We start from the raw sequence: 15,661 nt of genomic DNA on the forward strand, positions 1-15,661 counted from the left end.
TATGGATAGCCAAATGAACAGCCGATTGTTTATAGGCAACGTTCGTCACCGTCGATTCACGCCTGTGAATCATGAGTTGAACTACTCTTTATTTATGCCCGCCATCGATGTAGACGAGCTCGATGCTTTAGAGAAAAAAGTATGGGGTTTTGGTTCGCGTTGGTGGCATTGGGCACGCTTCAAACGCAGTGATTACATTGGTGAAGGTAGCGTCAAGTCGGCAGTGCACAGCAAAATTGAAGAACTGACAGGTGTTCGCTGTACCGGCAAGGTAATCGCAGTCTGTCACTTGCGTTATCTAGGACTTTATTTCAGTCCCGTTAATTTCTACTACGTTTATAACACGGAAGGAGAATGGAAGTATGTCCTCGCAGAGGTGAGTAACACTCCTTGGAATGAACGACATTACTACGTGGTGTCAGCAGATAAAGAAGAAGAAAAGTTTGGTTGGGAACAAGATAAAGCATTCCATGTTTCACCATTCAACCCGATTGACCAACTCTACCGCTGGAGAATTAAGCCTTTGACAGACAAGTTGAATATTCATCTTGAATGTCACAAAGGAGAGAAACACTTTGATGCCACCATGGTTATGAAAGCTAAGCCACTTTCAAGCAAAACCTTATTGAGGTGTTTGATCGTTACACCAATACAAACGGTAAAAGTAATGGTTGGTATTTATTGGCACGCATTAAAACTTTGGGTGAAAGGCGCACCTTTTTATTCTCATCCTAAATATTCAACGCATGAAGAAATAGAAGCCGATATTGAAAAAACAGACAAAAAAAATAAAAAGCACAAGGAGAATTCTGCATGTTAAATACTAGTTCTATGACATTGCCGCGTAAATTGACGACAACGCAAAAAGCGGCTCGCGGAGTTATTTTTCAATGTCTGCAAAAAATGGAAATCGGCTGCTTAACAGTTATTGAAAGTTTTAAGACGGAAACGACAGAGCGAAGCGAGCGTTTTAGTGCGCCAAATGGGGAGTACAGTGGTCAACCTGTTGTCGCTACTATAGAGGTAAAACATCCAGGCTTTTATTCACGGATCTTGCAGGGCGGCAGTATTGCTGCTGGTGAGGCTTATATGGATGGGTGGTGGGATAGCCCCGATTTAACCTCATTAATGAAACTGATGGCCCTTAACATGCGTGCTCTAGATAAACTCGAAGAGCAAGGCAGTTGGTTGACTAAAATACTGTACAAGTTCAGTCATTGGTCAAACAGAAACTCTGAAGAGAACTCACGTAAAAATATCCATGCGCATTACGACTTGGGTAACAACCTATACGAAGCGTTCCTTGACACCAATATGCTGTACTCGTCGGCGCTTTACAATCATGCGGACGACTCTCTAGAGCAGGCTCAAATCAACAAAATGGATCGTCTATGTCAGCAACTTGAGCTGAAGCCCACTGATCATGTTGTTGAAATTGGCACTGGGTGGGGCGCTATGGCGATTTACATGGCCGAACAATACGGCTGTCAGGTCACCACAACAACGATATCTGAAGAGCAACACGCGTACGCGGAGCAAAAAATCAAAGAGCGTGGCTTAGAAGATAAAATCACACTACTCAAAGAAGATTACCGTAACTTAACCGGCACTTATGACAAGCTCGTTTCTATTGAAATGATTGAAGCTGTGGGCAAACAATTCCTGCCTTCGTACATTAAGGTCTGTGAGTCTTTATTGAAGTCTGGTGGCTTGATGGCGATTCAAGCGATTACGATTGCCGATCAGCGTTACGATTACTACAGTAACAACGTCGACTTTATCCAAAAGTACATTTTCCCGGGTGGTTTTTTACCGTCGGTAACCTCACTAACCCAAGCAACAACAAAGTACAGTGACTTAGTGACGCGAGACTTGTTCGATATTGGTTTGGACTACGCCAAGACGCTGAACGAATGGCACTTACGTTTTAATCGAGCAGAGAATGAAGTGCGCTCGTTTGGCTACGACGACCGCTTTGTGCGTATGTGGCGCTACTATTTGAGCTACTGTGAAGGTGGCTTTTTGGCTCGCACGATCAGTGCCGTTCACATGACGTTTCAACGCCCGTAGTTCGTTATGAAGGTGTTTCTTGCTTCGACATGGTTCCAACTCTGCTGGTTTGCAGCGGTGCTTGGAACCTATCAATGGCAATGGGTGACGTTATTCCTTACTTTGGCAACCCTACTATATTGTTTGAAAACTGACGCATCTTCGCTCAAAAGTATTGGTGTTATCGCCACGATTGGTCTCGTGCTTGATACATTAAATCAGCAATTTTCAATTTTCATGTTTGCCACTCAATGGTTACCCCTTTGGCTTTTGTGCCTTTGGATTCTGTTCGCCTGGTATGCCTATCAAGTCAAGTCAATTTTGTACCGTTTCCCAAAAACCTACGTATCAATAGTAGGCGGACTCGGAGGAACAGCGAGCTACTTTGCTGGCTATAAGCTCCAAGCCGTTGAATTTGGATTTAGCACTGGCGCTACACTGGCAATGTTGTTTGTCGAATGGTGCGTCATGATGCTCTTGATACTCAAGGTGTACGGAAATGAAAAGCTTGAAGAGAGACTTAACTCAGAGACTGACTAGGCTGCTTGCGTTGGTAATAGTAACTGGCTCTTTTGCTCTGCAAGCTCAACCTGTTGGAAACAGCGAAGCTGCTAGCAACATTGCGAATTGGAAGGGATGGAAAACTGTTGGAGAAGCCCAACTTACTTGGTTCATCTTCGATATTTATCACTCAAGATTAAAAGCGCCTGATGGAAAGTTCATCGTAAGCGATGACGTATCGCCACATCCCCTTGCGTTGGAAATTAATTACAAGAGAGACATCAGTAAGCAACAGCTGCTTGATGTGACGGATGAGCAGTGGGCGAAATTGGGTTTTACGGACTCATATCGAAAAGCTTGGATCAGCGAGCTCGATCGTATGTTTCCTGATATTCAAAAAGGTGACGAGCTTACTTATCTAACAGATGGAAAATCTGGTCAGCTTTTTTATAAGCAGGTTGGGGACGTGCAAGTAAAGAACGTTGGCATCATTGAAGACGAACGAATGAACGATGCATTTTTGGCTATATGGTTATCACCCAACACAGAATTTCCGAAACTCCGAAAACAATTGATAGGGCAGGTTAGATAGTGTTTAAACGAATTTTTAAATCAGCGACTTTAGTGGCAGCTGTTTTTCTTTCGGCATGTTCCGCAGACATTGATAATTACCGCTCTTCTAAACCGACTTTTGACGTATTCGGTTATTTCGAAGGCGACATAAAGGCGTGGGGGATGGTGCAAGATTATACCGGACAGCAAACGCGTCGCTTTGAAGTCGATATAGTGGGTACTGTAGCGGGTGATACGCTGACGCTGGTGGAAGACTTCGTGTTTGATGACGGAGAGGTGGACCAGCGAATTTGGGTTATCACTAGATTAGAAGACGGTCGTTATGAAGGTAAGGCAGACGATATTATAGGTGTGGCAACAGGGGAAGAGCAGGGCAATGCGCTACAGTGGCAATATGACTTTGAGCTACAAATGGAGGATTCATCAGTGACGGTTGCTTTTGATGATTGGCTTTATCGTCAGGATGACAGACACGTTTTCAATCTAACGAAAATAAAAAAGTTTGGTGTGGAAGTAGGAACAATAACCTTGTTCTTCCAAAAGCTGCCATAACAAATGGGGCTGATCTTCAATTAATAATCCATTCCATATAACTAAAATTATTTTCTCCCGACCTAACTCTCCTAACTAAAAAAGGTTGACGCTTTCGCGTCAACCTTTTAAGTATCTGGTCGTTACAGGAGTATTACAGCTTATCTGTCAGCTCGATTGCTTGACCGATATAGTTCGCTGGTGTCATCTCTTTCAGACGTGCTTTCTCGTGCTCAGGAAGCTCAAGACCGTCGATGAAGTTACGCATTGCTTCGCCGTCTACACGCTTACCACGAGTTAGCTCTTTCAGCTTCTCGTATGGCTTCTCGATGCCGTAACGACGCATAACGGTTTGTACTGGCTCAGCTAGTACTTCCCAGTTCTTGTCTAGTTCAGCAAGAAGCGCTTCACGGTTTACTTCTAGCTTGCTGATGCCTTTAAGTGTCGAAGTGTAAGCGATGATAGCGTAGCCAACACCAACACCAAGGTTACGTAGAACCGTTGAGTCAGTTAGGTCACGTTGCCAACGAGAGATAGGCAGTTTCTGTGCTAGGTGGCCGAATACAGCGTTCGCAAGACCTAGGTTACCTTCTGAGTTTTCAAAGTCGATTGGGTTAACTTTGTGAGGCATTGTTGAAGAACCGATCTCACCAGCAATAGTTTTTTGCTTGAAGTGGCCTAGTGCAATGTAACCCCAAACGTCACGGTCGAAGTCAATCAGGATAGTGTTGAAACGAGCGATAGCGTCGAACAGCTCAGCGATGTAATCGTGCGGTTCGATTTGAGTTGTGTAAGGGTTCCAAGTTACGCCTAGAGACTCTGTGATGAACTCTTCAGAGAACTTGTGCCAATCTAGCTCTGGGTAAGCAGAAAGGTGTGCATTGTAGTTACCTACTGCACCGTTGATTTTCGCTAGGATCTCAACGTTTTCGATTTGCTTGAATTGACGCTCCATACGGTACGCCACGTTTGCCATTTCTTTACCCATAGTAGATGGAGAAGCAGGCTGACCGTGTGTACGAGATAGAAGAGGAATGTCGCGGTATTCCACTGCTAGTGCTTTGATAGCGTCGATTAGGTTACGGATTTCTGGAAGAATCACGTTCTCACGCGCTTCTTTAAGCATTAGAGCGTGTGATGTGTTGTTGATGTCTTCAGAAGTACATGCGAAGTGGAAGAACTCGTTTACTGCGTGCAGTTCAGGAACGTCTGCTACTTTCTCTTTTAGGAAGTACTCAACCGCTTTTACGTCGTGGTTAGTTGTACGCTCGATCTCTTTGATACGGCGTGCATCTTCTTCAGAGAAGTTTGCAGCAAGGTCGTCTAGGAATTGGTTTGCTTCTGCGCTAAACGCTGGCACTTCTGCAATTTCAGCAGTAGCAGCAAGCTTTTGTAGCCAGCGGATTTCAACGATAGTACGGTACTTTAGTAGACCGTATTCACTGAAAATTTCGCGTAACGCAATTGTCTTGCTTCCGTAACGGCCGTCTACTGGTGAAACAGCAGTCAATGCTGACAGTTCCATGATGTTCTCCTGAATTGGGTTTCTAAATTTCGTGAGCTTTATACCAATAACTGTGGCAATTGTCACGAATATTGCGCAAACGTTTGCGCGAGATTTGTTTTAGTCGAAAAAAATGAGCTCGCGATAAACGCGAGCTGCTTACTTGATATTTTACTACAGACGAGCAAGAAGGATTTGTGCTTGCTCTACCATCTTCTTGCGCCCGAAGATTAGGTGGCGACGCTTACCACCAACTTGACGCCAAAGAACTGCACTACGAATGCCAGATAACAACAGCGCACGAACTTTGTGTTGGCTTGCCGTCTGCTGCAGTACAGATGGCGTGCCCGTTACTTGAATGCGTGGGCCAATAGGGCTAACGACATCCAGATAGATGCTCGCTAAATTGCTGATCATTTGATCGTCTAGTAGCTCAAAGTGCTCTGACTGACGCTTGGCCATTTGAATACGATCACCAAGCTGAGACATAGCATCGTTTCGAGAGCTTAACTTACGTTCTAACGCCATTAAACTAATAATGTAACGAGTAATTTCACTGCCTGATGGTGTGCTATCAATCCCTTTAACCAAGCATTCTAGGCCGAGCTTTAGATCGGCTTCGCGACCGAATACGCCAACTGTGTTAGCAGGGTTAGTGCTCAAAATAGCGTTGATTGATGTTTCAAAAGCATCTTGATCACAATGTCCGTTTCTCGCTACCTGTTGAACTAAAGCAACAGCTTGGCAAATCCCAGCGAAAGCGATAGTACGGTCATAAAGTGTATTCGCCACGTAACGACTCCTAAGCTTGAGAATATTTAATGCGTTGCTCGATGATGCCGCCACCTAGGCACACGTCACCTTTGTAGAACACTGCTGATTGACCTGGAGTTACAGCAATTTGTGGCTCGTCAAAGATAACTTTAATGTTTTCATCATCGATAGGGATGATTGTACAAGGAATATCTTCCTGACGGTAACGAGTTTTCACTGTGCACTTCATAACATCGCGAATTGGCTCACGATCTACCCAGTGAAGTTGTGATGCAAGTAGACCTTCTGATTTCAACATTGGATGGTCTTTACCTTGAACGGCAATCAAAACGTTACGTTCTAGATCTTTCTCACCAACGAACCATGGGTCCTCGTTACCACCGCCGCCTTTACGGCCACCAATGTGTAGACCTTTACGCTGACCAAGTGTGTGGTACATCAGGCCTTGGTGTTGACCAATCACTTCGCCTTCTGGAGTCTCGATATTACCAGGCTGAGCTGGAAGGTAGCGACCCAGGAATTCCGTAAACTTACGTTCACCGATGAAACAAATACCAGTAGAGTCTTTCTTCTTCGCCGTGATTAGATCTTGCTCTTCAGCAATGCGGCGTACTTCTGGCTTCTCTAGGTCACCAACAGGGAATAGGCTACGTGCGATTTGCTCGTTGCTTAATGTGTACAGGAAGTAGCTTTGATCTTTGTTGCCATCTAGACCACGCAGCATCTGTGGTTTTTCACCATTTTCTGGGAAAGAGCGACGCACATAGTGGCCCATTGCAATGTAATCAGCATCAAGTACTTCATCAGCGAATTCTAGGAATGCTTTGAACTTGATTTCTTTGTTACAAAGAATGTCAGGGTTCGGAGTACGGCCAGCTTTGTATTCAGCAAGGAAGTACTCAAATACGTTATCCCAGTATTCGGCAGCAAAGTTGATAGTGTGTAGGTGGATGCCTAGCTTGTCACATACTGCCTGAGCGTCAGCAAGATCTTCTGCCGCTGTACAATATTCTTCGTTGTCATCTTCTTCCCAGTTCTTCATGAAAAGGCCTTCTACTTGGTAGCCTTGCTGCTTTAGAAGATACGCGGAAACAGATGAATCAACGCCGCCGGACATACCGACGATGACTTTCTTTTGGCTGTTATCAGACATTACTAAACACCACTTAAATAAACGGGATGCAGATTCTATCAGAATCCACAGACCGGTGACAGATCCGAGATCGAAATCACAATTCGTTTCGCTGGATTTTTCTTCAACAAAGATTCGAACGAGTAATTTCGCAAGTATAGAAGAGGTATATATGGCATAGTTGGCCAAAATCCAAGAGGAAACACCAAATGACAGAAGAAAACCAATTTATGCAAGAAAGTGAGTTGATTGAAATTGTTGAAAATCAGCTCGAAGATGGCAACCCGCTTAAAGTAAAAGAAACCCTTATGCGTTTAATGATGACAGGCACACCACGTGAAGATGCGGTTGCGATGATGGCATGTGCGATGTCAATTGAGATTTTTGATGTAATGAAGAATGAAGGTGAGTTCAACCTAAAGCGTTATAGCGAGCACCTTGAGCAACTACCAGATCTCAGCTTTATGGAAGGTGAATAAGCCACCTAAAAGAAAAAAGCTGTCAGCAAACGTTTGCTATAATCGCTTTTATTGCTGCTTTATTATTAGCGGTATAGAATCCGCTCTCCTTTTCATCCCCTTACTCAGACTGACAATATGAAATTTCCTGGACAACGCAAATCGAAGCACTATTTTCCTGTTCATGCTCGTGACCCGCTGGTGAGCCAAGCACAAGAAAGCAAGAAGATGACGCGCACTCACATCATTGGTATTGACCAAACCTTGGTTGATATTGAAGCAAAAGTTACAACGGATGTGATTGAAAAGTACGGTCTGAGTAAAGGTCACTCTCTGGTTATCGATGACGAAAGAGCAGAAGAGTTATACCAGCAACTGAAAGAAGAGAACTTGATTACCAATGAGTATGCGGGCGGTACAATTGGTAACACGCTACATAACTACTCCGTGCTAGCGGATGACCGCTCCACACTACTTGGAGTGATGAGCCAGGATATTAAGATTGGCAGCTACGGTTACCGTTATCTTTGTAATACATCAAGCCGCATGGACTTGAACTACCTACAAGGTGTAGATGGTGCAATTGGCCGTTGTTTTGCTCTTATCACAGAAGACGGTGAACGTACTTTTGCTATCAGCGAAGGGCAAATGAACCAACTCCATCCTGATAGCATTCCAGAGAAAATCTTTAAAAATGCATCAGCACTTGTACTGACGTCATATCTAGTACGTTGCAAAGACGGCGACCCAATGCCGGAAGCAACAATGAAAGCAATTGAGTACGCGAAAAAGAATGATGTGCCTGTTGTTCTGACTTTAGGCACAAAGTTTGTTATTCAAGATGACCCTAAATATTGGCAAGAATTCATTAGAGATAACGTTTCAGTCGTTGCGATGAATGAAGATGAAGCAGAAGCACTGACGGGGGAATCTGATCCACTTGCTGCGTCTGATAAAACATTGGAGTGGGCTGATCTAGTATTGTGCACGGCGGGTCCTGTAGGTCTATTTATGGCTGGGTATACGGAAGATAGCGCGAAGCGCGAAACTTCTTTGCCATTACTTCCAGGGTCAATTGCTGAATTTAATCGTTATGAATTCAGTCGTCCGGCGAAAAAAGACTCATGCGAGACGCCAATAAAAGTGTACTCGCATATCTCGCCATATATGGGTGGCCCAGAAAAAATTAAGAATACAAATGGCGCAGGTGATGCTGCGTTATCTGCTGTTCTTCATGATATGGCAGCAAATAAATACCATAAAGAAAATGTGCCTAATTCAAGCAAGCACAGTAACGAGTATTTAACTTACTCTTCTTTTTCTCAAGTCTGCAAATACGCAAACCGTGCTAGCTACGAAGTTCTCGTGCAACATTCACCACGATTGTCGCGCGGACTTCCTGAGCGAGAAGATAGCCTAGAAGAAGCATACTGGGAACGTTAATACGAAGCGGTTTAATTAACTATTCTGTAACTAAAGTAAAAGGCACATTAAGAAATGTGCCTTTTTTATTTGTAATGGTTTAAATAAAAAAGGCTCCCTATGGGAGCCTTTTAAAAATAGCACGGATCTAGATTAGGAACTCATCCAGAGATTTACCTGCATCAAGTTGCTCTTGAATCGCCGAAGGTGTACGACCTTGGCCAGTCCAAGTTTTCTCATTACCGTTTGAATCTGTGTATTTGTATTTAGCAGGGCGAGGTGCGCGCTTCGCTTTGCCTTTCGTCTTAGTTTCGCCAGATAGCGCAGTAATAAGTGCTTCTACGTCAATACCGTCTTGAGCGATTTTCTCAGCAATCTCTGCAAGCTTAGCTTCTTGCTCTGCTTGTGCTGCGCGTTCTGCTTCTTCTGCTTCACGACGCTCATCTACGACAGTAGTGAGTTTATCTAGAGCTTCTTCCAATTGTTCTAGAGTCAGCTCACGAGAAAATGCACGAAGGCTACGGATATTTAGAAGGGTTTTAGTCAGCTCTGACATAACGATTCCTATTAAAAGGTTAATGTGTTGGGCACTTTTTATCGTTACGATTAAATAATGCCAATCTATAAATAAACAAAGAGTCCTTATATTTAACTTTATCTTTTCCTTATGTGCAAATGCTAAATCAAGATTTTGTTTAAATTTGACTATTTTTTAAAGCAATTAATATTATTACACTCGAAATAAATCATTATTAGATGAGAACTAAAATCAACAATCATTATTGTATAGAGAGAGTGACAGCTTGGTTTTTTATAAAAAAATTTGAGTTATTACTTAAAAATATGAAGCATCCATCTTTAATGGTGTGTCATATATCCTTAATTTATTGATATAAGATAAACCATGATATTTCTAAGGTAGTAATAATGTTTCATAAATAACATGATTGATGTGATTTCAGTTGCACAAAACTTATGGAAGTAGGCAAGGTTTATAAATTATCTCAGTCATTATTTATTTGTTTAATTTAGTTTGATGTGTTGCATTGACTCTCATCATAAGTACAATGGCTGCCACCTGATGCAATATTGCAGACAATTTGTTGTTAATTTGTACAGTTAGTGGTTAATTGTTTGTTGTTGCCGTAGAGGCGCGGTCTCGAAGAGTAGCTATTATTGGGGTGATGCCAATGAATAATAGTGGAAGGCGAAGATTGCCGAAGTAAGTAACTCATCAAAGTTACTTGCTGGGGTTGTATCTGAAAGGAACAACACTGCCATAGTATATATTCACATTAAACTATGGAGCGCTACTGTAGGGTTGGGTGGAGTGTTCGCTTCCCTGTCGCTAAGTTCAACATGAGCACGTATCGTATGCTACGTGACTTGTCTGCAGTAGATCTCTAGCCAAACTTTGGTTTTTGAAGATCATGAATTTAATAGATTTTTCTAGTTCTCCTGTTTCATTATTGCCACCTATTGTCGCTTTGACTTTGGCGATTTTGACTCGACGTGTATTAGTTTCCTTGGGTGTAGGTATCGTGCTAGGTGCGGTGCTACTTAATAGCTGGTCTATCAGCGACACCGCAGGTTACGTCAGTTCTCAAGTTTCTTCTGTCTTTATTGAAGATGGCGGAATTAACACTTGGAACATGAGCATTGTTGGTTTCCTAATCTTATTAGGTATGACAACAGCTTTATTAACGCTATCTGGCGGTACTCGTGCTTTTGCTGAATGGGCACAATCTCGAGTGAAGAGTAAACGCGGCTCCAAACTTCTTGCCGCCTTTTTAGGCGTATTCATTTTTGTCGATGATTACTTTAATAGCCTTGCTGTTGGTGCGATCTCTCGCCCAGTAACCGATCGCTTTTATGTGTCTCGCGCTAAGCTTGCGTACATTCTAGACTCAACCGCTGCTCCAATGTGTGTAATTATGCCTGCTTCTAGCTGGGGTGCTTACATTATTACTATTATTGGCGGGATCTTAGTCTCACATGGGATCACAGAGTATTCGGCTCTTGGCGCATATGTTCGTCTTATTCCAATGAACTTCTACGCCGTTTTTGCGCTGCTAATGGTGTTCGCTGTTGCGTGGTTTGGTCTTGATATTGGTAAAATGCGTGAGCATGAGATCTCTGCATCGCAAGGTCGTGGCTTTGATAAAGACAAAGAAAATGACTCGCAAGAAGCGCATGACCTAAACGAAGAGCTAGATATCCGTGAAAGTGAAAAGGGTAAAGTGTCAGATTTGATACTTCCTATCGTGACGCTGATTATCGCGACTATCGCTTCAATGCTTTACACGGGTGGCCAAGCATTGGCTGCTGATGGTAAGGAGTTTGCGCTTCTTGGTGCTTTTGAAAATACAGATGTAGGTACATCACTAATCTACGGTAGCTTGCTTGGCTTAGCAGTTGCACTGTTTACTGTTGTGAAGCAAGGTCTACCAATGGCTGAGATCGCACGTACACTTTGGATTGGTGCTAAGTCTATGTTTGGTGCGATTCTAATCTTAGTATTTGCCTGGACCATTGGTTCTGTTATCGGTGATATGAAGACTGGTACTTACCTTTCGACAATGGCGCAGGGCAATATCAACCCTCATTGGCTCCCAGTTATCCTATTCTTGTTGTCTGGCCTGATGGCGTTCTCAACAGGTACTTCATGGGGTACGTTCGGCATCATGCTTCCAATCGCTGGAGACATGGCTGGCGCAACAGACGTAGCGCTAATGCTACCGATGCTGAGTGCGGTTTTAGCTGGTGCGGTATTCGGTGACCATTGTTCACCAATCTCAGATACGACTATCTTGTCATCGACGGGTGCACGTTGTAACCACATTGATCACGTATCAACACAGCTACCTTATGCATTATCAGTCGCGCTTGTTTCATGCGTCGGCTTTATTGCCCTTGGTATGACTGCTTCAATAGCGTTCTCGTTCATTGCAGCGTCGATAACATTCGTTATCGTTTGCGCTATTTTGTCATGGCTTTCAAAGTCTAAAATAGCGTCTTGCCAGAGTGCGTAATTCACTGATTTAAAAAGTAAATTTATAGGAGGCTTCGGCCTCCTTTTTTATTTGTATTATACAATTCGAATTTTTTTAAAATTAAGGGTTGAAAAAAGTAATCAGCTTGGTTAGTGTGGTTGGTAACAAAGCAAATGAGAAGAGCCTTGAAATAAGTATGCGTAATTTTGTAATGAACATTCATCACCATCATCACCCAATCTAGTCTTTCGGGCGATGTACGCATACCCGGGAGGCAGGAAACTCCCGGAGGTAAAATCAAAGTAAAAGCAGATTTTAAACCCTCGGGAGACTTCAATCTCCCGAGGGTTTTTTAGTTTTATTAGTTTGAAAAATACTTAGATATCAAAATCTTGCATAGGGACAAAGCAATGCAAACACAACGTTTAAGAATCGCAATTCAGAAAAAAGGTCGTCTTAGCAAAGAGAGTCAAGCTCTACTAAAACAGTGCGGCGTAAAGTTCAACGTAATGGGCGAGCGTTTAGTTGTCCATTCTGAAAATATGCCAATTGATTTACTCTTGGTTCGTGACGATGACATCCCAGGTTTAATTATGGATGGCGTGGTTGACCTTGGCTTTATTGGCGAAAATGAACTAGAAGAAGTTCGCCTTGACCGCAAAGCATTAGGTGAACCCTGCGAGTTTGTTCAGCTTCGTCGACTTGATTTTGGTGGCTGTCGTTTATCTATCGCAATCGACAAGGACGAAGAGTACAACGGTCCACAAGACTTAGCTGGCAAGCGTATTGCTACAACGTATCCTCAACTTCTAAAAGCGTACATGGATGAAGCCGGCGTTCCATTCTCTACATGTATGCTGACAGGCTCTGTAGAAGTTGCCCCTCGCGCGGGTCTCGCTGATGCTATCGCTGATTTGGTTTCTACAGGTGCAACACTGGAAGCGAACGGCCTTAAAGAAGCTGAAATTATCTTTAAATCAAAAGCGACATTGATTCAACGCACAGGTGAGTTCGACGCAGACAAAGTGGCGCTAATCGAAAAGCTGTTAACTCGCATGCAAGGCGTGCAGCAAGCGAAAGAATCTAAGTACATTATGCTTCACGCCCCAGCAGAGAAGTTAGATCAAATTAAAGCACTACTGCCAGGTGCTGAAGACCCAACTGTTCTTCCTCTTTCTGCAGATAAGCAGAAAATGGCTGTTCACTTAGTGAGTTCTGAAAACCTATTCTGGGAAACAATGGAACAGCTGAAAGAGTTGGGCGCAAGTTCAATTCTCGTTCTACCAATTGAAAAAATGATGGAGTAAGCATCATGAGAACAGTCGTTTGGCAATCATTAAGTGAGAATCAGCAAGACTCTATTTTGGAGCGCCCTGCTATTGCAGAAGGTGCCAATATCACCACTGCTGTGGCCGAAGTTATTGCTAAAGTTCGAGAAGGAGGTGACTCTGCTCTTATTGAGCTGACAGAAAAGTTTGACCGTGTTAAGCCTGAATCCATTCGTGTTTCTTCTCAGGAAATTAAGGCAGCGTCAGAGCGTTTGTCAGAGTCAATGAAGAGCGCACTAGAGCAAGCTTACGCCAATATTTCTAAGTTCCACAAAGCGCAAAAGCCGCAACCGCTCAAGGTGGAAACGCAGCCAGGTGTTCTTTGTGAACAAGTAACACGTCCAATTCAAAAAGTGGGTTTGTACATTCCTGGTGGCAGTGCGCCTTTGCCATCGACTGTTTTGATGCTCGGCGTTCCTGCAAAAATTGCAGGTTGTCGTAAAGTCGTTCTTTGTTCTCCACCGCCAATCGCTGATGAGATCCTTTATGTCGCGAAGCTGTGTGGCATTGATGAAGTGTACAACGTCGGTGGTGGCCAAGCAGTTGCTGCAATGGCTTATGGCACCGAGACTGTATCGAAAGTAGATAAGATCTTTGGTCCGGGCAACGCTTACGTGACCGAAGCAAAACGACAGGTTAGCAATGATTTCCGCGGTGCTGCGATTGATATGCCTGCAGGGCCGTCTGAAGTGCTTGTGATTGCCGATGAAACCGCAGATGCAGACTTTATCGCTGCGGATCTTTTGAGCCAAGCAGAGCACGGTCCTGATTCTCAAGTGGTACTTGTGACTCCTTCTCCTGTTATTGCGGATCAAGTGACAGATGCGGTTCAACGTCAGCTTAAGGAGCTATCTCGTGCGGACATCGCCGAGCAAGCATTGGCTTCAAGCTTGATCATCATTGCCGAGTCTCTTACTCAATCGGTTTCCATTTCGAATTACTACGGTCCTGAGCACTTAATTGTTCAGACTAAGAACCCACGCGAGCTTCTACCTCTATTAGATAACGCAGGTTCTATCTTTCTTGGTGATTGGTCGCCTGAATCAGCAGGTGATTACGCATCGGGCACCAACCACGTTCTTCCTACTTACGGTTACACACGCACGTATTCAAGCTTAGGCTTAGCGGACTTTTCGAAACGTATGACGGTTCAAGAACTGTCTGCTGATGGTCTAAAGAACCTTGCACCAACGGTGGTAACCATGGCGGAAGCAGAAGGTCTGGATGCGCACAAACGTGCAGTGACCATTCGCGTAGAAAAACTGGCAGCTAAGTAAGAGGATATTGAGATGGAAAAGCTAGCGCGCAAACAAGTCCAACAACTTACCCCTTATATGTCGGCTCGTCGAATTGGTGGTACCGGTGACGTATGGCTAAACGCCAACGAATCGCCATTCAATAATGAATACAAAACAGACTTCGCTCGTCTTAATCGTTACAGCGAATGTCAGCCTAAAGAACTGATTTCTGCTTACGCAGCCTATGCGGGTGTGAAACCAGAGCAAACACTAACATCTCGCGGAGCGGATGAAGGTATTGAACTATTGATTCGTGCTTTCTGTGAGCCGGGTGAAGATGCGATTCTTTACTGCCCACCGACTTACGGTATGTACGCCATCAGTGCAGAAACCATCGGTGTAGAGCGCAAAACCGTGCCGCTAACGTCAGATTGGCAACTAGACCTTGCAGGCATCGAAGCCAATCTGGATAACGTGAAACTGGTTTTTGTATGTTCGCCAAACAACCCAACAGGTAACTTGGTTAAGCGTGAGGACATTGTGTCTCTACTTGAGATGACCAAAGACCGTGCAATCGTGGTGATGGATGAAGCGTACATCGATTTTTGTCCAGAAGCGTCAACGGTAGACCTACTGGCGCAATACCCGAACCTTGCGATTTTGCGTACTCTGTCGAAAGCTTTCGCACTTGCTGGTCTGCGTTGTGGATTTACGCTTGCGAACGAAGAGCTGATTAATGTACTTCTTAAAGTTATCGCACCTTACCCAGTCCCGGTTCCAGTGGCAGAAATTGCGACTCAGGCGCTTTCGGAAGCTGGTTTAGCGCGAGCGAAGTTCCAAGTTCTTGATCTGAATGCAAACCGTGCTTACTTGCAAGTTGGCCTTTCAATGATTCCGGGTTTAGAAGTGTTTGAAGGGTGGGGGAACTACCTATTGGTGAAATTCCCAGATGGCGATGATCTTTTCAAAGCGGCTTGGGATACGGGCATTATTTTGCGTAACTCGCCAATTGAGAACTGTGTACGTATCAGTGTTGGTAACCGCGACGAGTGTGAAAAAACGCTTGGATTTATCAGAAACTACTACGCATAAGTAGAGACAAAATTAATCGCTCTCGCTCAATAGCGGGAGCGCCAAAAGAATAGCAATAAGGAAGTT

General features: G+C 43.9%; 15 protein-coding genes, 1 riboswitch and 1 other annotated feature. Of the genes, 11 read left to right on the plus strand and 4 right to left on the minus strand.

Going from position 1 to position 15,661, the window contains the following annotated elements:
• The first annotated feature begins 1 nt into the window (after position 1).
• Genes R8N46_RS08245 through R8N46_RS08265 form a run of 5 tightly spaced genes read left to right on the plus strand, consistent with a single transcriptional unit; the run spans position 2 to position 3,675 of the window.
• Positions 2–820 (plus strand): DUF1365 domain-containing protein, encoded by an 819-nt coding sequence (locus tag R8N46_RS08245; RefSeq protein WP_115385866.1) that lies wholly within the window; start codon positions 2–4, stop codon positions 818–820.
• Positions 814–2,070, plus strand: a complete 1,257-nt coding sequence (locus tag R8N46_RS08250) for an SAM-dependent methyltransferase (protein WP_017821710.1) — start codon at positions 814–816, stop codon at positions 2,068–2,070. Before R8N46_RS08245 ends, R8N46_RS08250 begins: the two co-directional genes overlap by 7 nt.
• Before the next feature lie 6 nt (positions 2,071–2,076).
• On the plus strand, positions 2,077–2,589 hold the full coding sequence (locus R8N46_RS08255; RefSeq protein WP_213972290.1) for a DUF2878 domain-containing protein: 513 nt from the start codon (positions 2,077–2,079) through the stop codon (positions 2,587–2,589).
• On the plus strand, positions 2,549–3,142 hold the full coding sequence (locus R8N46_RS08260) for a chalcone isomerase family protein (RefSeq protein ID WP_017821712.1): 594 nt from the start codon (positions 2,549–2,551) through the stop codon (positions 3,140–3,142). Before R8N46_RS08255 ends, R8N46_RS08260 begins: the two co-directional genes overlap by 41 nt.
• Complete coding sequence (locus R8N46_RS08265; protein WP_017821713.1) at positions 3,142–3,675, plus strand: DUF3833 domain-containing protein; 534 nt, start codon at positions 3,142–3,144, stop codon at positions 3,673–3,675. Before R8N46_RS08260 ends, R8N46_RS08265 begins: the two co-directional genes overlap by 1 nt.
• 133 nt (positions 3,676–3,808) lie before the next feature.
• Here the strand turns inward: R8N46_RS08265 and purB are convergent, their stop codons facing one another.
• From purB to mnmA, 3 genes are all read right to left on the minus strand, one after another.
• Positions 3,809–5,179, minus strand: coding sequence for an adenylosuccinate lyase (gene purB / locus R8N46_RS08270; RefSeq protein WP_005378198.1), 1,371 nt, complete (start codon positions 5,177–5,179; stop codon positions 3,809–3,811).
• Between the two features lie 153 nt (positions 5,180–5,332).
• Positions 5,333–5,950, minus strand: a complete 618-nt coding sequence (hflD, locus tag R8N46_RS08275; RefSeq protein WP_005378194.1) for a high frequency lysogenization protein HflD — start codon at positions 5,948–5,950, stop codon at positions 5,333–5,335.
• A 10-nt stretch (positions 5,951–5,960) separates the two neighbouring features.
• Positions 5,961–7,085: a tRNA 2-thiouridine(34) synthase MnmA gene (mnmA, locus tag R8N46_RS08280; protein ID WP_005378192.1), complete on the minus strand. Its 1,125-nt coding sequence runs from the start codon at positions 7,083–7,085 to the stop codon at positions 5,961–5,963.
• A 188-nt stretch (positions 7,086–7,273) separates the two neighbouring features.
• Between mnmA and R8N46_RS08285 the strand changes: the two genes are divergently transcribed.
• Positions 7,274–7,543, plus strand: a complete 270-nt coding sequence (locus R8N46_RS08285) for a hypothetical protein (protein WP_005378190.1) — start codon at positions 7,274–7,276, stop codon at positions 7,541–7,543.
• Between the two features lie 117 nt (positions 7,544–7,660).
• Complete coding sequence (locus R8N46_RS08290; RefSeq protein ID WP_005378187.1) at positions 7,661–8,965, plus strand: inosine/guanosine kinase; 1,305 nt, start codon at positions 7,661–7,663, stop codon at positions 8,963–8,965.
• 127 nt (positions 8,966–9,092) lie between these two features.
• Here the strand turns inward: R8N46_RS08290 and R8N46_RS08295 are convergent, their stop codons facing one another.
• Positions 9,093–9,500: an H-NS family nucleoid-associated regulatory protein gene (locus R8N46_RS08295; RefSeq protein WP_005378185.1), complete on the minus strand. Its 408-nt coding sequence runs from the start codon at positions 9,498–9,500 to the stop codon at positions 9,093–9,095.
• A gap of 582 nt (positions 9,501–10,082) precedes the next feature.
• Positions 10,083–10,265: riboswitch (Lysine riboswitch) on the plus strand.
• A gap of 109 nt (positions 10,266–10,374) precedes the next feature.
• Here R8N46_RS08295 and tet(35) point away from each other — a divergent pair.
• The 4 genes from tet(35) (at position 10,375) to hisC (ending at position 15,595) form a co-directional block, all read left to right on the plus strand.
• Positions 10,375–11,976, plus strand: a complete 1,602-nt coding sequence (gene tet(35) / locus R8N46_RS08300; protein ID WP_005378182.1) for a tetracycline efflux Na+/H+ antiporter family transporter Tet(35) — start codon at positions 10,375–10,377, stop codon at positions 11,974–11,976.
• A 180-nt stretch (positions 11,977–12,156) separates the two neighbouring features.
• Positions 12,157–12,294 (plus strand) — a sequence feature (His leader region).
• A 53-nt stretch (positions 12,295–12,347) separates the two neighbouring features.
• Entirely contained in the window at positions 12,348–13,244 is an 897-nt protein-coding gene (gene hisG / locus R8N46_RS08305) for an ATP phosphoribosyltransferase (RefSeq protein WP_005378180.1), read from the plus strand.
• Between the two features lie 5 nt (positions 13,245–13,249).
• Positions 13,250–14,542 carry a histidinol dehydrogenase gene (gene hisD / locus R8N46_RS08310; RefSeq protein WP_115385867.1) on the plus strand — a complete coding sequence of 431 codons (1,293 nt, stop codon included), beginning with the start codon at positions 13,250–13,252 and terminating at the stop codon, positions 14,540–14,542.
• Between the two features lie 12 nt (positions 14,543–14,554).
• Positions 14,555–15,595 (plus strand): histidinol-phosphate transaminase, encoded by a 1,041-nt coding sequence (gene hisC, locus R8N46_RS08315; protein WP_017634689.1) that lies wholly within the window; start codon positions 14,555–14,557, stop codon positions 15,593–15,595.
• Positions 15,596–15,661 lie beyond the last annotated feature (66 nt).

Source organism: Vibrio sp. 1874 (assembly GCF_033344395.1).
GTDB lineage: Bacteria > Pseudomonadota > Gammaproteobacteria > Enterobacterales > Vibrionaceae > Vibrio > Vibrio alginolyticus.